Source organism: Polyangium jinanense (assembly GCF_028435365.1).
Genome location: NZ_JAGTJJ010000003.1, coordinates 103,115 through 120,915, shown reverse-complemented (window position 1 = coordinate 120,915; position 17,801 = coordinate 103,115). Strand labels below are relative to the sequence as shown.

The 17,801-nt window shown below is 69.2% G+C and carries 19 protein-coding genes; 5 read left to right on the top strand and 14 right to left on the bottom strand.

The features are described from left to right. Nucleotides 1-12 precede the first annotated feature (12 nt). From KEG57_RS09690 to KEG57_RS09670, 5 genes are all read right to left on the bottom strand, one after another. Nucleotides 13-900 (bottom strand): branched-chain amino acid ABC transporter permease, encoded by an 888-nt coding sequence (locus KEG57_RS09690; RefSeq protein WP_272419374.1) that lies wholly within the window; start codon nucleotides 898-900, stop codon nucleotides 13-15. 21 nt (nucleotides 901-921) lie between these two features. Further along, nucleotides 922-2,136 carry an ABC transporter substrate-binding protein gene (locus KEG57_RS09685; protein WP_272419373.1) on the bottom strand — a complete coding sequence of 405 codons (1,215 nt, stop codon included), beginning with the start codon at nucleotides 2,134-2,136 and terminating at the stop codon, nucleotides 922-924. Nucleotides 2,137-2,246: 110 nt separating this feature from the next. Further along, entirely contained in the window at nucleotides 2,247-3,008 is a 762-nt protein-coding gene (locus KEG57_RS09680) for a TlyA family RNA methyltransferase (RefSeq protein ID WP_272419372.1), read from the bottom strand. Further along, nucleotides 3,005-3,862 (bottom strand): ABC transporter substrate-binding protein, encoded by an 858-nt coding sequence (locus tag KEG57_RS09675; RefSeq protein WP_272458400.1) that lies wholly within the window; start codon nucleotides 3,860-3,862, stop codon nucleotides 3,005-3,007. Before KEG57_RS09675 ends, KEG57_RS09680 begins: the two co-directional genes overlap by 4 nt. Then, nucleotides 3,859-5,043 (bottom strand): S1 family peptidase, encoded by a 1,185-nt coding sequence (locus tag KEG57_RS09670; protein ID WP_272458399.1) that lies wholly within the window; start codon nucleotides 5,041-5,043, stop codon nucleotides 3,859-3,861. Before KEG57_RS09670 ends, KEG57_RS09675 begins: the two co-directional genes overlap by 4 nt. Before the next feature lie 349 nt (nucleotides 5,044-5,392). On the opposite strand from KEG57_RS09670, the gene KEG57_RS09665 reads away from it, so the two are divergent. The 5 genes from KEG57_RS09665 to KEG57_RS09645 all read left to right on the top strand — a co-directional run bounded on the left by KEG57_RS09665 (nucleotide 5,393) and on the right by KEG57_RS09645 (nucleotide 10,989). Then, nucleotides 5,393-7,774 carry a DNA internalization-related competence protein ComEC/Rec2 gene (locus KEG57_RS09665; RefSeq protein WP_272458398.1) on the top strand — a complete coding sequence of 794 codons (2,382 nt, stop codon included), beginning with the start codon at nucleotides 5,393-5,395 and terminating at the stop codon, nucleotides 7,772-7,774. A gap of 82 nt (nucleotides 7,775-7,856) precedes the next feature. Further along, a complete protein-coding gene (locus KEG57_RS09660; RefSeq protein ID WP_272458397.1) occupies nucleotides 7,857-9,338 on the top strand; it encodes a B12-binding domain-containing radical SAM protein in 1,482 nt (493 codons plus the stop codon). Continuing rightward, nucleotides 9,335-9,586: a glutaredoxin family protein gene (locus KEG57_RS09655; RefSeq protein WP_272419367.1), complete on the top strand. Its 252-nt coding sequence runs from the start codon at nucleotides 9,335-9,337 to the stop codon at nucleotides 9,584-9,586. Before KEG57_RS09660 ends, KEG57_RS09655 begins: the two co-directional genes overlap by 4 nt. Nucleotides 9,587-9,629: 43 nt before the next feature. After that, nucleotides 9,630-10,298 carry a TlpA family protein disulfide reductase gene (locus tag KEG57_RS09650; protein WP_272419366.1) on the top strand — a complete coding sequence of 223 codons (669 nt, stop codon included), beginning with the start codon at nucleotides 9,630-9,632 and terminating at the stop codon, nucleotides 10,296-10,298. A gap of 19 nt (nucleotides 10,299-10,317) precedes the next feature. Then, nucleotides 10,318-10,989, top strand: a complete 672-nt coding sequence (locus tag KEG57_RS09645; RefSeq protein ID WP_272419365.1) for a GbsR/MarR family transcriptional regulator — start codon at nucleotides 10,318-10,320, stop codon at nucleotides 10,987-10,989. 66 nt (nucleotides 10,990-11,055) lie between these two features. On the opposite strand, the gene KEG57_RS09640 is transcribed toward KEG57_RS09645, so the two are convergent. From KEG57_RS09640 to KEG57_RS09600, 9 genes are all read right to left on the bottom strand, one after another. Further along, the gene (locus KEG57_RS09640; protein WP_272458396.1) at nucleotides 11,056-11,445 is read right to left on the bottom strand and encodes a hypothetical protein; all 390 of its coding nucleotides are present in this window, start codon (nucleotides 11,443-11,445) and stop codon (nucleotides 11,056-11,058) included. An 11-nt stretch (nucleotides 11,446-11,456) separates the two neighbouring features. Further along, nucleotides 11,457-12,569: an FHA domain-containing protein gene (locus KEG57_RS09635; RefSeq protein ID WP_272419363.1), complete on the bottom strand. Its 1,113-nt coding sequence runs from the start codon at nucleotides 12,567-12,569 to the stop codon at nucleotides 11,457-11,459. 77 nt (nucleotides 12,570-12,646) lie between these two features. After that, nucleotides 12,647-13,285: a signal peptidase I gene (gene lepB, locus KEG57_RS09630; RefSeq protein WP_272419362.1), complete on the bottom strand. Its 639-nt coding sequence runs from the start codon at nucleotides 13,283-13,285 to the stop codon at nucleotides 12,647-12,649. A gap of 174 nt (nucleotides 13,286-13,459) precedes the next feature. After that, complete coding sequence (locus KEG57_RS09625) at nucleotides 13,460-14,257, bottom strand: trypsin-like serine peptidase (RefSeq protein ID WP_272419361.1); 798 nt, start codon at nucleotides 14,255-14,257, stop codon at nucleotides 13,460-13,462. A gap of 258 nt (nucleotides 14,258-14,515) precedes the next feature. After that, complete coding sequence (locus KEG57_RS09620) at nucleotides 14,516-15,058, bottom strand: hypothetical protein (RefSeq protein ID WP_272419360.1); 543 nt, start codon at nucleotides 15,056-15,058, stop codon at nucleotides 14,516-14,518. Between the two features lie 78 nt (nucleotides 15,059-15,136). Then, nucleotides 15,137-15,919 (bottom strand): hypothetical protein, encoded by a 783-nt coding sequence (locus KEG57_RS09615; protein ID WP_272419359.1) that lies wholly within the window; start codon nucleotides 15,917-15,919, stop codon nucleotides 15,137-15,139. Between the two features lie 2 nt (nucleotides 15,920-15,921). Then, nucleotides 15,922-16,773, bottom strand: a complete 852-nt coding sequence (locus KEG57_RS09610; RefSeq protein ID WP_272458395.1) for a hypothetical protein — start codon at nucleotides 16,771-16,773, stop codon at nucleotides 15,922-15,924. Between the two features lie 331 nt (nucleotides 16,774-17,104). Beyond that, on the bottom strand, nucleotides 17,105-17,308 hold the full coding sequence (locus KEG57_RS09605) for a hypothetical protein (protein WP_272419357.1): 204 nt from the start codon (nucleotides 17,306-17,308) through the stop codon (nucleotides 17,105-17,107). Between the two features lie 38 nt (nucleotides 17,309-17,346). After that, nucleotides 17,347-17,733, bottom strand: coding sequence for a hypothetical protein (locus KEG57_RS09600; RefSeq protein ID WP_272419356.1), 387 nt, complete (start codon nucleotides 17,731-17,733; stop codon nucleotides 17,347-17,349). Between the last annotated feature and the right edge of the window lie 68 nt (nucleotides 17,734-17,801).

The window sequence follows — 17,801 nt, the reverse complement described above, 5'->3', positions numbered from 1 at the left end:
GCCTGACGCGCATCAAACCTTCTCGATCGAGGCTTTTCCGAGCAGCCCCGTCGGCTTGACGAGCAGGACGGCGATGAGAGCCGTGAAGACCAGGACATCCTGCAGGCCGGAGTACGCCGTGAGCTTGGTCATCTCGCCGATGATGCCGATGAGCAGGCCGCCGAGCATCGCGCCCGGGATGTTGCCGATGCCGCCGATGACGGCCGCGACGAAGGCGCGCGTGCCGATGACGACGCCCATCGTGGGGTAGACCTGCGACTGATCGAGGCAGTAGAGAACGGCGCCGAGCGCGGCGAGGACCGAGCCCGTGATGAACGTGATCGAAATGACGCGGCTCGTGCGGATGCCCATGAGGCGCGCGGCCTCGATGTTCACGCTGAGCGCGCGCATCGCCTTGCCCATCCAGGTTTTGTGCACGAGGAACTGGAGCGCGACCATCACGGAGAAGGCCGAGATGAAGATGACCTTGCGCGTGTCCTCGATCGGCAAAAGCTGCGGGTAGCCGCGGTACTGCGCGGTGAAGAGGAGCTGGGCGAGGTTCTGGAGCAGGACGCTCATGCCGAGCGCCGTGACGAGCGGGGTGATGCGGGTGTTCGCCTTGCCCTTGCCGCGCGTGCGGAGCGGGGCGTAGGCGATGCGCTCGACGAGCATGCCGAGCAGACCTGCGAACACCATGGCGAGCAGCGTCCCGCCGACGCCGGCGACGAGCGGAGAGTCCTTGCCGCCGAGCGCCGTGATCCCGAAGAAGCCGAGGAAGGCGCCCATCATGAAGACCTCGCTGTGGGCGAAGTTGATGAGCTTCAGGATGCCGTAGACCATCGTGTAGCCGAGGGCCACGAGCGCGATCATCGACCCCTGCGCGAGGCCCGTGATCAGGGCGTTGAGGATCTTCATGGCCATGGAATCACCCGACCTCTCGCCTCAGGGCTTCGCAGCCGCCTTGTCGTTCACCGTCGCGAAGTAGGTGAACTTCTTGTTCTTGATCTGCACGATCACGATGGATTTGTCCGCGTTGCGGTTCGGGTCGATGGTGATCGTGCCCGTCGCGCCCTGGAAGTTCTTGGTCTCGGCGATCGCGTCGCGGATGGCCTCGGGCGTGTCGCCCTTGGCGCGGCCCATGGCGTCGAAGAGGAGCAGCGCCGAGTCGTAGCCGAGCGACGAGAGGCTCGACGGATCACGCTTGAAGCGCTCCTTGTAGGCCTTGAGGAAGATCTGCGCGTTCGGCCAGGGGACGTCGGGCGCGTAGTGGTTCGTGAAGTACGCGCCCTCCATCTCCTCGCCCGCGTCCTGGAGCAACGTCTCGGCGTCCCAGCCGTCGCCGCCGACGAACATGCTGCCCGGCATGCCCGCGGCCTTCGCCTGCCGCGCGATCGGGACCATCGCGTTGTAGTAGATCGGCGCGTAGACGAGCTCCGGCTTCGCGTCGCGGATCTCGTTGATGTACGTGGTGAAGTTCGTCTCGGTCTTGATGAAGCTCTTCTCCACGACGATCTCGCCGCCGAGCTTCTTCGCCGCGTCGCGGAACTGCGCGGCGAGGCCCGACGAGTAGACGTCGTCGGAGGCGTAGAGGATCCCGATGCGCTTCTTGCCCATGGTCTTCACCACGAACTCGGCGCCCATCTGGCCCTGCGTGTCGTCCGTGAAGCAGACGCGGAAGACGAAGGGCCCGATCTGCGTGACCTCGGGCGCCGTCGCCGAGGACGTGATCATCGGGATCTTGTGCTTGTTCGCGACGATGCCGCCGATCGTGGAGCGCGAGGAGGCGACCTCGCCGAGCAGCGCGACGACCTTGTCCCGCGTGATGAGCTGCAGGACCTTGTTGTTCGTCTCCTGCGGGTTCGACTTGTTGTCCTCGTAGAGGACCTTCACGGGCCGGCCCTTCACGCCGCCCTTCTTGTTCACCTCGTCGACCGCGAGCTCGATGCCTTCCTTGGTCTCGATGCCGAACTGCGTCTCGGCGCCCGACAGGCTCAGGTACGCGCCGACCTTCCAGGGCTCGGCCGCCGCGGGGACGCTCGGATCCTTGCCCGCGGCATCCTTCTGCGGCGCGTCTTTCTGGGTGGAACACGCGGCCAGCCCCAGCGCGCTCACGCCGAGGGCCACGATCGCCATCACCCAACGCCGTCGTCCGAGCATCGACCTCTCCTCGCCGGCAAGGGCCGCGAAAACCGCGCGATGCCCGTGCCGCGCCGATGAGTACCATCATCGCCGCATGTCGTCAGCCCCGAGCACGCGCGGCCTCGGGATCAGCCGGCGCGACGGCGCGCCCAGACGAACCGCTCCACGTTGCCTTTTGGGCCGGCAACCGCACTGTCGACCTCGGCAACGACCTCGAACCCGCCCTCCTCGACAGCCCGACGCGCCGCGGCGATCGCGGCCTGCCGCGTCTCTTCATCCCGGATGACGCCCCGTCCGCGCGAGACAGCCTCCCGACCCGCCTCGAACTGCGGCTTTACGAGGGCGACGAGATCCGCGCCCGGCTCGAGCAAAGCCGCGATCGCGCCGATGAGCTTGCCGATGCCGATGAACGAGGCGTCGACGACGACGAGGTCGACGCCCGCGGGCAAGTCGCTGCGACTGAGCTCGCGCGCGTTCACGCGCTCGCGGACGTCGACGCGTGGATCGGCACGGAGCTTCTCGGCGAGCTGTCCGTAGCCGACGTCGACGGCCACGACGAGCGCGGCGCCGCGCTGGAGCAGGCAATCGGTGAAGCCGCCCGTGGAGGCGCCGACGTCGAGGCAACGGCGGCCGGCGACGTCGAGGCCCTTGTCGACGAAGAACGTGAGCGCGTGGTCGAGCTTGTCGCCGCCGCGGGAGACGAAGCGCGGCGGGGAGGCGACGCGGAGAGGTGCGTCCGGCGCGAGGAGCGAGCCGGGTTTGTCCACGCGCGCATCGCTACAAGTCACCTTGCCGGCCATGATGAGGGCCTGCGCTTGGGCGCGGCTCTCGGCGAGGCCGAGGGTGACGAGGAGGGCATCGGCGCGGACGCGGGCGGGCGAACGGGTCATGGGGGTGGCGCGAGGTCCTCGCCGTGGATGGCGCGGGCGACGGCGAAGAGTCCATCACCGATGCGGGGGCCGGGGCGCAAGACGTCAGAGCCGACGACGCGGATCTGGCCTTTCTGGACGGCGCGGAGCTCGCGCCAGCCGGGGGCGTTCTCGACGCGTTCGCGCAGCGTCTTGGTGGAGCGCATGTCGGAGGCGCCGTCGAGCAGGACATCCGGATCGAGCGCGAGCAGATGCTCGAGTCCGATCGTCGGGTAGGCGCCGCCGCGGGTGATGACGTTTTCGCCGCCCGCGAGGCGCACGAGCTCGTCGGGAAAACTGCCGGGGCCGGCGACGACGATGGGCGACGCGTCGAACACGAAGAGCACGCGTTTCTTGGGCCTTCCGGCGACGAGCGCGGCGAGCGCCTTGCGTTTGTCCTCGATGCCTTGCGCGACACGTTTCGCCTCGGCCTCGTGGCCCACGCGGCGGCCGAGCTCTTCGATCATGCGCGTGATGCCGTCGAGCGACTCGGTCTCGGGGAAAAACGTGTCGATGCCGTGCGCGCGCAGCCCCTCTTCGAGCACGGGCCCGGCGGGGCCACGCGCGCCGACGACGAGCGTGGGCGCGAGCGCGACGATCGCCTCGACGTTCGGATCGGCGTAGCCACCGACGACGGGCAGTGCCTCGGCTTCTTTCGGGTAGTCGCAGTACCGCGAGCGCCCGACGAGCAAGCCTCCGGCCCCGATCGCGAACATCGTCTCCGTCGTGCTCGGCGAGAGCGACACGACGCGAAGAGGTTTGTCCTTGCCGGAGCCGCGTGAGCACGCGGAGAAGGCGAGCGCGACGAGCGCGAGATGGAACGAGCGGCGCTTCACCGCGTGCGGCGCCGCAGACCGAGCGCGACGAGCGCGAGCGCGAAGATGCCGCCGCGCCAGGGCACGGGCTTCGTCGGATCGGCGTTCACGCTGCAGGAGCTCTCGTTCGAGAGCTGCGGGCCCTCCTCCTCCTCGCCCCAGCCGCCCGACGCCGAGCCTTCTTTCTTGAAGCAGACGCCCTGGCCGTTGCTGTCGCTGTCGCAGTACCAGCCCTCGGGGCACGGCGCCTGCTCGTTGCAGAGGCGCGTGCAGTACTGCTCGTTGCCGTCGTTCACGCAGCGGCCCGAGGCGCAGTCGGAGGGCTCATTGCAGGCGTCGCCGGGCGTGTACGAGTAGTCGGGGTTCGTGGGGGCGCCGTTCGCCCACGCCGGGACGGGATAACCGCCCATCTCCGCGGCCTTGATCGCCGTGTCCTTGATCCACTGATCCCACGCCTTCACGTAGCCGTAGATCGGGGTCGAGCAGTTGAAGCCGCCGCGCGAGGTCACGCCGATCACGCGGTTTTTCGCGTCGATCGCGGGTCCGCCGGAGTCACCCTGGCAGACGCCGGCGTTGCCCATCCACTCGGTCGTTTTGACCTGGAAATCGGGGCACTCGTCGGCGACGCAGGTGACGGTGAGGTCGTCGCGGCGGCGACGCGCGCCCGCGCCGTTGCCCGCGCCGTCCGTCGCGCCGAACCCGATCGCGGAGTATTTTTCGCCGTTGACGAGCGGCTCGTCGACGCGGGGCACGAGCGGCTTCGCTTCCGCCTCGGGGATGTTCTCCGCGAGGATCAGGATCGCCTGGTCCTGACCGCAGAAGTCGTCGCCTGCGGGAAGGAGCACGACCTCCTTCGTGGCCCGGTAAGCGGAGGGATCCTGGGAGAGCTCGGGGCCGGTCGTGACGAGGTAGCTGCTCGGCGCGGCGGGGGGAGCGAACTTGGTGACGCCGCACTCGACGGTGCCTTCGTTGTTGTTGATCTGCGACACACAGTGGCGCGCCGTGAGCACCAGGTTCGGCGCGAGGAGCGAGCCGGTGCAGATGCCGCCGAGGTTCGTCGCGTAAATCCCGACGACCGCGGTGTCCTTGTCATCCGCATAGCCGCCGCTGATGTCGAGCTCCGCTTCTCCGACGGCGCCCTCGGGCGCAGGTTGCGACACGTCGCCGCAGCCGGCGATGAGCGCGAGAGCGCCAAACAACAAGGCAAAACGAGCGCGGGGCGGACACGGGGACATCGGCGACCTCCAGGGAGCGGCAGGCGCGTGCACCACGACGGATCGGGAGAGCACGCGCGAAGGAGGCGCCATTGTAGGAAGGCGACTCCGGACGCGCACGCGTTCTCTGTGCGTCGATGCAGCGCGACACGTGCGTTTTACGCGGCGCGGAATCCTGCAATCCGATTGCATCACGTAGGGGAGAGGGCGCGTGACGCGCCTTCGCCAAGGTGGCGGGCGCCGGGGCCCGCCATGGCGGCGCCAGGGTGTTGGGTGAGCGATCGCGCGGAATTCCGGCCGATTCGAGGGCGGCCCGGCGATTGCTGCATCGCGGTACGTGACCGACAAGCTGCTGCTCACCGCTCTCGCGCTCGCGGCGGGTTCCGCCCTGGCACGCGCGCCACTTCCCGCCGCGCTCGCGGCCGTGATCTCGCTCTTCCTCTTGCGCCGTCACCTCGAACGGTGGGCGCTCGTGGGCCTCGCGCTGGTGCTTGCGTTCGGCGCGCTGCGTTCCCGCGCGGCGATCGACGAGGCCGCGGCCTTGCACGCGCGCGTGACCGAGGCGCTCGGGCCTCCAGGTCGATGCGAAGGAGAAGCCATCGTGCTGCGTTCGCCGGTGGTGCAGCGTGAACCCACGCCTCCGGGAGAAGAACGCGGCCAGGCTCGCATCGAGGTCGAGTTTTTCGAGACCGCCTGCGAACGGGGTCCGCTCACCGAACCGCTCCGCGCGCGACTCCATGGCGCGCCCGAGGATCTCGCGCGTGGCGATCGCGTGCGTCTCGTCGCGGACCTCGCCCCGGTCCATCTCTTCCTGAACGAGAGCCTTCCCGACCCGCGTCCCTCCATCGCGCGGAGCGGCGTCGCCGCGTCGGGAGGTCTCGTCGATCTGGAGCGCGTCTCCCGCGGCCAGGGCATCACCACCTGGATCGATCGCGCCCGCGCCCACGTGCGACGCCGCATCGAGGCGACGTTCCACCCCGAAGCCGAGCCGCTCGCGCGGGCCCTCGTCCTCGGCGAGACGGATCTTCACGAGGCCGACAACGAAGCCTTCCGCCGGAGCGGTTTGTCCCACCTGCTCGCGGTCTCCGGCACGCACCTCGTCCTCGCCGTCGCGGGCCTCGCGGCCGCCGCGCGCGCCTTGCTCCTGCGCGTCACGCCGCTCTCGGCGCGCTTCGACGTCGGTCGCCTCTCCGCGGCCTTCGCGATCCCCACGTCGTGGCTCTATGCCGATTTCGCGGGCGGCAGCGGCTCGGCTCTACGCGCCGCCGGCATGCTCTCCGTCGTGATGCTCGTGCGCGCGCTCGGCCGTCGCCCGAGCGGCGTGCGCGCGTTCGGCGGATCGCTCCTCCTCGCGGCGATCCTCGACCCGCTCGTCGGCAGCGACCCGTCGTTCGTCCTGTCCGCCGCGGCAACGGCGGGTCTGCTCGGGCTCGATCGACCCATCGCGGAACGGCTCGTGCGTGGCCCCGCGCCCGTCCGCGCCGTGCTCCGCCCCATCGCCACGACGCTCGCCGCGATGGTCGGCTGCACGCCGTTCCTCGCGATGATGACGCCTTCCTTGCCGCTGCTCGGCATCCTCGCGAACCTCGTCGCCGCGCCGATCGGCGAGCTCGCGGCGCTGCCCGTGTGCCTCCTGCACGCCGCGCTCGCATGGGCACCTCCGGTCGAGCGTGGCGCGGCGCTCCTCGGCTCGGGCGCGCTCATCGCCGTGCGCGCGGTCGCCCGCGTGACGAGTGATCTCGGCGGGATCGTCACCTTCCCGCCGCCCACGCCTTCGCAGCTCGCGGCCGTGGCCATCGCCGCGCTCGCGGCGGCCCTCGCAAAGGACGCTCTTCGCCGCGGCACCGCCCTCGCGCTCGGGTTTGCCGCGCTCCTCGTGCTGGAGCAGTGCGCTGCATATGCTGGGAGCTCAAAAGGACTGCTGCGCGTGCGCGCCCTCGACGTGGGCCAGGGCGATTCGATCCTCGTCGATCTGCCCGACGGAAAAACCATGCTCATCGACGGCGGCGGCTTCATGGGAAGCCCCGTCGACACGGGCACGCGTGTCGTGCTCCCCGTCTTGCGCGCACTCCGCAAAGAACGCGTCGACATCGTCGTCCTCTCGCACCCGCACCCGGATCACTTCGGCGGGCTCATCTCCACGCTCCCCGCGATCGACGTCGGCGAGCTCTGGGACACGGGCCAGGGCGAGGACCACGGCGCCGGACCGACGTACGCCGCGATGCTCGCGAACCTACGCCACCGTAACGTTCCCATTCGCAGGCCCGACACGCTCTGCGGCAAACATGTGATCGGCGGCGCGACCGTCGAAGTCCTCGCCCCCTGCCCCGGGTTCGTCCCCGACGAGAGCGCGAACGACAACTCCTTCGTCCTGCGCATCACCTACGGTAGCCACGCCGCGCTTCTCGTCGGCGACGCCGAGGCCGCAGCCGAGCGCGCGCTCATCCAAAAATACCCCGCCGCGCTCCGCGCCGATCTCCTCAAGCTCGGCCACCACGGCAGCCGCACCTCGACGACGCCGCCCTTCCTCGACGCCGTTCGCCCGAGCGTGGCCCTCGTCTGCTCCGGCGTGCGCAACCGCTACGGCCACCCCGACCCCGGCGTCCTCGCCTCGCTCGGCGCGCGCGCCATCACCATCGCCCGGACCGACCGGGGCGGCGACGTCGTCTGGGAGACCAACGGCGAGGCCGTGCACCTCTCACGCCCCTCCGCCCGCTGACGCGGGGATCTCGGGTGTTTCCGTGATGAAATCGGCTGGGATCGCTTGCGCCACCGGGCCTGCTGAAGGAGTCTCTTCCCGAATGTCACGTGACGTCACCGTGGCGACCATCCGGCGGCGCCTCGCCGAGGAGGTCGGACGCCTCGACAAACACGCGCCCTGGCGCGTCGCGCTCGCCTACCCGTCGCCCTACCGCACGGGCATGAGCTCGCTCGGCTTCTTGCAGGTCTACAAGTCGATCCAGCACGAGCCCGACATGGCCGCGGATCGCGCGTTCCTGCCCGACGACGAGCACGGCCCGCGCGCCGTCCCCCTCACGTACGAGTCGCTCCGCCCGCTCCGCGACTACCCCGTGATCGCCATGAGCGTCGCCTACGAGCTCGAAACCGCGGGCGTCGTGCGCCTGCTCGAAGCCTCGGGGATCAAGCCGCTCCGCGAAGAGCGTTCGTCGCGGGATCCCTTCATCCTCGCGGGTGGCCCGCTGACGAACTCGAACCCGCTGCCGCTCGCGGCCTTCGCCGACGCCATCGTCATGGGCGAAGCCGACACGCTCGCGGTCGAGGTTCTTCGAATCCTGCGCGACACGCCCTCGCGCGAGGCCGCGCTCGATGCGCTCGCGAAGACCCCGCACGTCTTCGTCCCCTCGCGCCACGGCGCCTCCATGCCCGGCATCGCGCAGTGCGACGACGAGCTCCTCCCCGCGTGGGCGCCGATCCGCACGCCCGACACCGAGCTCTCGAACATGTTCTTGATCGAGACCGAGCGCGGCTGCTCGCGCGGCTGCGCCTACTGCGTGATGCGCCGCTCGACGAACGGCGGCATGCGCATCGTCCCGAAGGAGAAAATTCTCGGCCTCATCCCCGAAGACGCGCGTCGCATCGGCCTCGTCGGCGCCGCCGTCAGCGATCACCCGAAGATCGTGGAGATCGTCCGCACCCTCGCCGAACGCGGCTGCGAGGTCGGCCTCTCCAGCCTGCGCCCGGACAAGCTCTCCGACGAGTTCGTCGGCGCGCTCAAGCTGGCCGGCTACCGCACGCTCACGACCGCGATGGACGGCACGAGCGAGCGCGTGCGCGAGATCCTCGATCGGCGCGCGCGCATCCGCCACCTCGAGCGCGCGGCCGAGATGGCGCGCAAGCACGGCATGCCGCGCATGAAGCTCTACCTGATGATCGGCGTGCCCGGCGAAGAGGACGAGGACGTGGACGAGTGCGTCCGCTTCGTCACGGAGCTCTCGCAAAAGGTCCCCATCGCGCTCGGCATCGCGCCCTTCTGCCCGAAGCGCAACACGCCGCTCGCGCACGCGCCGTTCGCGGGCATCGACGTGGTGAACGCGCGGCTCGAACGGCTGCGCCGCGGCCTCAAGGGCCGCGCGGACGTGCGCTCGACGAGCGCGAAGTGGGCCTGGGTCGAGGCCGTGCTCGCGCAAGGCGGCGAGGCCGAGGGCCGCGCGGTGCTCGAAGCCGTGCATGGCGGCGGCGCCTTCGCCGCTTACAAGCGCGCGTTCGAGGCGCTCACCCCGAAGAAGCCGAAGAAGAGCCTCTCCATCGTCGCCAGCGCATGAAGACGATCACCCTGTACACGCGGGTGCGATGTCACCTCTGCGACGTGGCCGAAGAGGCCCTCGAACGCGTGCGCCGCACGGAGCCCTTCGAGCTCGTGGTCCTGGACCTCGACCACGAGGCCCCAGCCGAGAAGCGCGCCGCCTACGATTGGGACGTGCCCGTCGTGGAGCTCGATGGGCGTAAAATCATGAAGCACCGCGTCGACGAGGCGCGGCTCTTGCGGCTGCTCCGCGAGGAGACGCCTTGAGCATGTGGGCGGAGGGGCGCCCTTGCGCTATGGAGGTCGAGGCATGAAGTCGTCCACGCTCCTGCAGATCTTCTTCATCGTGGCCGCGGCCGTCGCCGTCTTCGGCTTCGTCACCGCCGCGAAGAACGATCAGGTCCGCGCGAGCTGCACCGCGATGTGTGGCCTCGGCCCCGCGTACGCCGGCCGCGATCGTCTCGCGCCCGACTTCGAGCTGCCCGACCTCGACGGCAAACCCGTCCGGCTCTCGTCGTTCCGCGGCAAGATCGTCTTCCTCAACTTCTGGACCGAGACGTGCGGCCCCTGCAAAGAGGAGATGCCCTCGCTCGCCACGCTCGCGCGCGTGCTCCACGGCCGCAAGGACATGGTCCTCGTGACCGTGACGATCGACGAGGACCGCACGAAGGTACGTGACCTTTTGCGCGTGCTGCTCGACGGCGATCCGCCCTTCCCCGTGCTCTTCGACGCGGACTCGGAGATCGTCGGAGGCCGCTACGGCACGAAGCTCTTCCCCGAGACCTGGGTCATCGACAAGAACGGCATCATCCGCGCTCGCTTCGACGGCGCGCGCGACTGGTCCGAGGCGAGCGCCATCGAGATCGGCGAGATGCTGAAGAAGCCCTCGGGCCCGGTCCTCGATTTCGCATGCCCCGTCGAGTTCATCCAGGGCGTGCCCCGCGGCAAACACGCGTCCCTGTGCATGGACGACTCCTGACGCTACATTGGCGCCCGCGATGACCTCTCGCAGGCCAGACCCGGACGGAGAACCGAGCACGCCCGACGAACGTGTCGTCGCCGCACGAAAGGCGCTGCTCGAAGGCGTGGGCGCGGAGATCGCCGCCTCGTTCCCCGGCATCACGCGGCTCGGCGGCCAGGTCGTCGCCGCGCTCTACCTCGCCGACAGCCCGCGCTCGATGGACGAGCTCTCGATGGAGCTCGGTCGTTCGAAGAGCAACATCTTCGCGAACCTGCGCGGCCTCGAAGCGGCGGGCATCATCGAGCGCCGACGCGAGTCCGGCGCGCGGCACGACTCGTACACGCTGCGGGGCAAGTACCCCGACGTGATCATCGGCGCCTACCTCGCGCGCCTGCGCCGCGTCGTGCAGGACAAACGCGCTCTCTCGCGCCGCGCCCTCGGCCTGCTCGGCGACGCGCAGGGCGACGAGGCGAACGCGCTCCGCAAGCGGCTCGACGACCTCTCGCGCAAGTACGACCTCTTCGCCGAGCTGATGGACCGCTACGTCCCGAACACGGACGGCCCGGTGGACCTCGAACGGCTCATCGAACTCATCCCCGAGCCGGTGCTCCGCGCGCTCACGACCGCCGTGAAAGCCGCGTTCGACGTCGCCGATACGATCGCCGCGACCCGCGACGACATCGCGCGCCGCGCGAACCGCAAGCGCTGACCCACTTCGCACGCGCGTCTTCTCCCCTCTCCCGCGAGGGAGAGGGGCCGGGGGTGAGGGCGTCGTTCAGCTCGCGGCGAGATCGGTCTCGAGCATCCGCTCGATCCGGTCCCGCACGATTCGCGCCGTCGAAAGCCGTTCGAGCTCGCCCGCGTCCGCCGGCAAGAGCTTGCACGGAAGCGCCCGCGCACCTGCCACCGGCGCCGCTCCCTCCGCGAGCCACACGACCGTGTGCGGATTCGACAGCGCCGCTTCGAGCTTCAAGATCGCCGGCGCTTCCAGCCCGATTTCCGCGAGCACGGCCGGCACCTCGGCGGGCAGCGGCGACGCCTCACTGAGGGTCGCCGCCACCGCGTCCGTGTGCCCGAGCGCGCGCGCGACGGCGGCGCCGAGGGCCGCGAGCGCGCCGCCGGATGCGTCGGCGAAGCACAGCGGCCGATGGGTCTTCGTGGTCAAGGCGGCCCCGTTCAGTTCGTGTTGAGCTCGACGCGCAGGAGCTTGCGGCCGATGAAGAGATAGTCGCCGTGCCCGAGCTCGCGCTCGCTCTTGATGCGCACGTACGTGCCGTTGCGGCTGTTCAGATCGGTCAGCGAGAACTTCCCGCCGCTCTCCTCGATCCGGCAGTGCGAGCCCGACATGTAGAGGTCGCCGGGGAAGTTCAGATCGCCGCCCTCGCGCCCGATCTGCAGCGACGAACCACGCGCGCACACCGTCATGCCGACGGCGCCGCCCTGGAGGATCTGCGTGAGTCGGAACGGGCTCGGATGCTTCGGCGACGAATAGAAATACGTGCCGTCCGGGTCTTGCCCGTCGGAGGGCTTGGGGCTCGCATCGAGGCGGAAGAGCTGCTCGCCTGCGAGGAACGTGTCGCTCGGGACGATGTCGACGGTGCCGCGCACGCGGATGTAGACGCCGTTCAGCGAGCCCTCGTCGCGCACGACGAGCTTGCCGTCTCGGTAGAAGAAGTTCGCGTGTTTCGGAGAGACGAACGGATCGTCCGGGAAGACGAGCTGCCCGTTCCTGCCGACGATGTGCTGCTCGGCCTTCAGGTGAAAGCTCAAGCCATCCATGCCTTCGCCGCGGATCAGGATGAGCTTCGCCTTCGCCGGGTTTTGCATGTCCCCGAAGAAGAGCGTCTGCGCGTTGAGGATCTCGAGGGGAACCGCAGCCCCACACCTCCCGCAGAACTTGTGGCCCGAGGGGACACCGCTCGAGCAGGAACGGCAGACGTAGTTACGGGCTTGCTCCATGAGCTCCTCCTGCGATAGGTCCGCGAACTCGCTTCGTGCTGGGGTTTTCTGCGCGGGAACGGCGCCGGCCGCGGGGGCGCGGCGAGGTCCCAGGGAGGGCGCGGGCAACGGCGCGACGGGCCGATTGAGCGGCGGCGCGGGCGTCGTTGCGGGGCGTGCCGAGACCGCCGGGCGCACGGGCGCAGGCGGAGGCGGCGTCGGCAGCACGGATTGCCGGCTCCCGAACAGGGCCAGATCGTTGTCGCACGCAGTGCAGCTCGCGGCGCCCATGGGGCTCCACGTGTCGCACTGTCCGCAAACGATGCCTATCTCGTGCTGCTCGTTGCCCAACGTCGTTCCTCGGGGACACCCGGTTCTAGACGGCGATCGCGAGGAGGGTCAAGCAAACAAGGATCGTCCGTGGCGGCTCAGTGGATCACCCTCATCCGGGCATCCTCGTCGCCCCAGCCGTTCTTGCCGACGAACCGGAAGACGACACGCTCCTTGCACGAAGCGCGCTCCAGCGTACCGAACTCGCGAGAATCGTCGTAGAGGTCGATGTTGTCGCTGAGCAGAAAAACCATGCCCTCGCCCACTTCGGCCTTGAAGATCAGGGGGCTCGTCCTGGACTTCGTCTGCCCGCGGTAATGCCACCCCCCGCCCATCTCCACGACGCCACACTCGAGCTCGACCTCGGCCTCGGTGTTGGGGTGCAAGGTCTTGTAGTCGCGCGGCGGGCAAGCTTGCACGGGGTTGTAGCGCTTGCCGTTGATCTCCACGTTGCGGCCGGTGATCTCGATCTTGTCGCCCTCGACGCCGACGATGCGGCCGACCACGTACTGGGTCGGGTCTTCGGGGTCCTTGCAGCGGACGAGGTCGCCGAAGCCCGGCGTGCCTCGGGTCAAGAGCACCACGAAGTCCCCGCCGTCGAGCGTGGGGGCGACCGACGCCGAAAGCCGGAGCGTCGTCGGCACGGTCCAGGTCTTGAAAAGCAGCACCCGGAGGAGCCCGAAGACCACCACGAGGGCAAGGACGGTGTAGCCGAGCGCTTTGCCGAATTTCTGCATCGAAGCGCGGATCGTATCGCAAGCGCGCCCCGGCGGGCGAGCATCCGGCGCCTCTGAGGGTGTATCGCAGGCGTCGCGAGCGGCTCGAGGCTAGGGAGGCCGAGCGAGGCGTACTCCGTACGTCGAGCGAGGTCGACCGACGCATCGAGCCGCGCAGCAGCCTGCGATGCACCCTCAGCGCTGGCAGCTCCGGAACGGGGGCAGCTCGCTCGGGCTCGTCCCGTTCGCGATCTCCTTGGCCGCGCTGAAGAGCTCGCGCCATGCGTCGAGACGCACGAAGATCGAGGGCGCCGCCGTGGCGTCGTCGCCATCCATCACCGAGGCCGAGACCACGCCGACCACGTCTTGCCGCTTCGGGCTGTACGCCGGTCCGCCCGAATCGCCGGGGCAAACCGAGGCGACCGCGATGAAGTCGCCGCTGCGCACCTTGCCGATCGGCCCGCCGACGCGCTCGATGCGGTGGATGGGCGTGCGCGAGAGCGCGCACCTGCCGAACCCGATCGGGTAAATCGACTCGTTTGCCGCGGGCGCCTCCTCGATGCGCGGGCTCAGCGTGGGGACACCGACGAGCTTGCGCGAGAGCACGAGGATCGCGATGTCGCCTTCGCCGGACACGTAGCCGCAATCCGGGCTCACGATCGCGCGCACCTTCACCTCGCCCCAGGGCAGGTCGTCGCCGCCGAGCTCGATGGTGAGGCTCTCCGGATCCTTGTCGCGGTTTTGCACCTGCCCGTCCGCGTCGCGCTCCGAGACGCAGTGGTGCGCCGTGAGCACGAGGTCCTCGGCGATGAGCGTGCCGGTGCACGTCACGTCGCCCACGATGCGCACGACCGCGTTGATCTTGTTCTCGACGTCGAGATCGACGGGCGGCTGGAAGATGAAGGGACGCTCCTCGGCCTGACGGTGCGACGCGGGGGTCGCAATCGGGCGCTTGGTGGGCTGGCTGCAGCCGACGAGGAGAGAGGTGGACACGAAGACCGTCGCCCAGGGCAGACCACTCGAAAGGCGGGCGCCGAGCGAGGAAGGTGGGGAGGACCGGGGTTCGCGTCGGTTCAACACGCTGGCAATCGCCTCCCGAGTACGCAGCGACGAAGGCTCACGAACATCGCTCCCTGAGACGAACCAAAAGAAGAATCGTGACATGGCAGCGCCGATGGGGCATCCGACAACGCTGCCAGATTTTCCTTGGGTGCGTCTTACGTCACGTGACGCGGACACCCCCCGGCGGCGTTAACGCATTGCGATAAGACCGACCTTCTGCGTCGAACGCTCGTAGGCAGCCCGGACGGCGGCGGGGTCCGTCATGGGGTCGTCGATGCCCGCGGCCACGACCTCGTGGAGGAACGCGGCCTGGCGCCGGGCCTTGGCGACCTGCCAGGAGCGGCACGCGACGGCCTCGGCGTCGCAGGCGTCGAGCGCGTCCTCGACGGTCGCGAGGGCCTGGCGCGCCCGCCCGCGGTGGAAGAGGGCGCGGGCGGCGACGTCGGCGACGCGGGGATCGAGCTGAATGGCGCGGGGGGCCTTTTCGATGACGGCGCTCGCGAGGCCAGGCTGGCCGCGGTCGACGTACGCCGAGGCGAGGGCCACGACGGAATCGACGGTGGGCGCGAGCGCAGCGGCCGATTCGAGGGCGGCCATGTCGACGGGGGTCTCGGTGGCCTGGGTGGAGTCGGCGGGCAGGAGGCGCTTCGACTGGGTCCCGGGGCCGATGGTCAGGACCGCAAAGATGCCCGCGAGGAGGATGCCGTTCGTGAAGAGGAGGCCCGAGCGCATGGTGTGACCGACAGCGCTCCTGGCGGTGGGTTCCCGGATTTCGAACGATGCGTGGCGGATGTCCGGGGCGCCGTCGGCTCAGAGGGCGGCGGCGAGGCCGAAGCTCATGTAGTCGCCGGGGCGGATGCGGACGCGGGCGAGCTCCTCTTCATCGCCGCTGACGCGGGTGTATTCGTAGAAGAGGTGCACGCCGACCTTGCCGAAATCTTCTTCGAGGTTGCCCGTCTTCGGTCGAAACGAGACGAACAAGGACGCGCGCAGCTTGTGCTCGCCAAAACCCTCGTCCTCGAGCCCATCCTCCCGGCCGCCGAAGATGTTGCTCGCGGTCTCGGGGATCCAGCGGTACGTGGCCTCGGCGTCGACGTAGCCGGGCACGATCGTGAAGGCGATGCGCGGCTTCACGTAGCCATAGCCGTGAGCATTGAAGCCGCCGCCCACGGCGAGGCTCACGCGCAGGTGCTGGAACGAGATCGGCTGCACGACGAGGCCGAGGTTCGCGCCGAAGCCGCCGAAGTACGACTTGAAGGCCGGAAAGCCAATGGAGAAATCCGCCTCCATGCCGCCCATGCCTCCGAAGAGCGTGGGGAGCGGGAGGACGGCCGCCGCCACCGTGAAAGACCCGGTGCCCGAGATCGGCGGGTTCTGCTCGTCTTCCTCGAAATCGACGATGGAGCCGGGCATGTAGACGATGCCCACGCTCGCGAAATGGGTCGTGCCCAGGCCGTAGCGCTGCGAGGCGAGATCGTCGCTCGAATACTCGTCCCGCGGGCTCCAGTCGTCGGCGCGCGCCGCGTCGGGCGCGAAGGAAAGGGCCGCGAAGAGAATCGAGGCGGCGGCGAGCGGTCGCATGCGGAGTCCCATGGCTAAAACCTCGCCCCCGCCGTCGCGACATACCCGAACTGGCCCGTCCACGGTCGCGCCGTCTCGACGCCGACCGACAGGTTGAGCCGCCAAAGCATCGCGTGCACCGAGAGGGTCAGCGGAATGGGGCGCACCGGGTCGACGGTCATGGACCGGCCGTCGACGTTGCGTACCTCGCCCTCCTCCGAGAGCGCTCCGAAATCGAGGCCGCGGAAGTTCAAATCGAGCGCGGCCTGCGCATACAGCGGGCCCCAGGGGACGATGAACCGGATCGGAATGCCGATGAATTTCTCCTCGACGAGGATGTCCTTGCCCGGGATGATCGCGCTCACGTCACCGAAGCCGAAGCCCCCCTCGATGATGAAGCGCTTGGCCGTGTACACGGTGAAGAGGAAGTTCATCCGGTAGCCGCGGGCGTCGCCGAGCTGCGAGCCGAACCAGTCGCGGGTGTAGACGTCGAGCTCGAAGGATTGCTGGCGATAAGCAACGAGGCCCTTGGCGCTCGCTTCGGCGGCGTCGAGCGCGGCCTGCCGTGCCTCGGGGCTCCGATCGTAGGTCGCGGTGTAGTGATTCGTGGTGACGACTTCGCGCTGGCCGTACTGGTTCGTGCGGGTGTCGGTGGTGGTCGTCATGCTGGCGGAGTCGGGCATGCTCGCGACGGTCGCGCCGAGCAGGTAGAAGATGCCGCCGACCACGAGGCCAGAGATGAAGCCGCCACGCTCGACGAACCGGTAGCCGGTGACGAGCGGGTTGCCCTGGCCGAGCGAGGAGCCGTACAAGCCGCCGCCGCCGCGGATGCTGGCGCCCACGGTGTACCCCACCCAGCGCAGGCCGCTGTAAGCATGCGATTGCACCTGGAATTTCGAGAGCCCCGGGGCCGGCGTGGGCGTGGGGGCGATGGGCGCGGGCGGGGTCGCCGAGGGCGCGGGCGGAGTCCCCTCGGCCGCGGGCGGAGTCCCCGCGGGGGATGACGTCTCGGAGCTGGGGGGTGACGTCTCGGGGCTGGGGGATGACGTTCCGGAGCTGGGGGGTGACGCCGAAGGTGCAGATTCGGCGGCAGTCTGAGCAAAAACCCCCGGCGCCGCGAGCGCGACGAGCCAAACCGCAGGGAACCACAAGGGAGGGTGACGGAAGAAGGACATCGGCCAGGACTTCGAAATAGTCCCAGTACTGTAACTCAGGTGTCTATTCGGACGGAAGCACGACGAGGTCGTCCCGATGGATGACGACGTTGCTCGTCATGCCGCCCGTGCCGACCCCCGAGGTCGAGCCGCCCGCGAGCGGGCGCGCCTCGGCGGCGATGCTGCGGACGAGCGGGACGCGGCGGCCCTCGGCACTCGACGTCGGAGAGGAGGAGCAAGAGGTCGCGTCGACGAGGAGCGCGACCATGCTGGCGAGCTGGTTCGGTGGAGCTCTCCGAGCCAGGCCTACTCGACTCGAAGATGACTCAGTTCCAGGGTCGCAAGGCCGTCATCGTCGATGCCAACGATCAAACAATCGGATACCGCGTAGTGACGAATTCCGTGTCGCTGTCGCCCGAAGCCGATACGAAGCCGAGCTTGTCGCTCAGAGTATTGGAAGCTAGGCACGACACCCATGTCGATGCGGTCCGTGTCGGAGGGCGGTAGAGAGAGACGCACTGTCCCCTCGCCGACCACCTCTGGCGTGGCCAACTCCGTTGTGCGTGTCCAGAGGTCGATGTTCGTGTACGCATCAAACGCAGTAAGAGAGGCATCGCGACCCGAAAACACCATGACGAGCGTGTCTGCGATGGCCAGCCACTTCGGCGAGGTAATGCCGAGCGCGGCATCCACGTTAGCCTGGATACCACTACGCTCGGGCGCGGCTGGCGTTGGCTCTAGAGCGTACTCCAAGGCTAGCT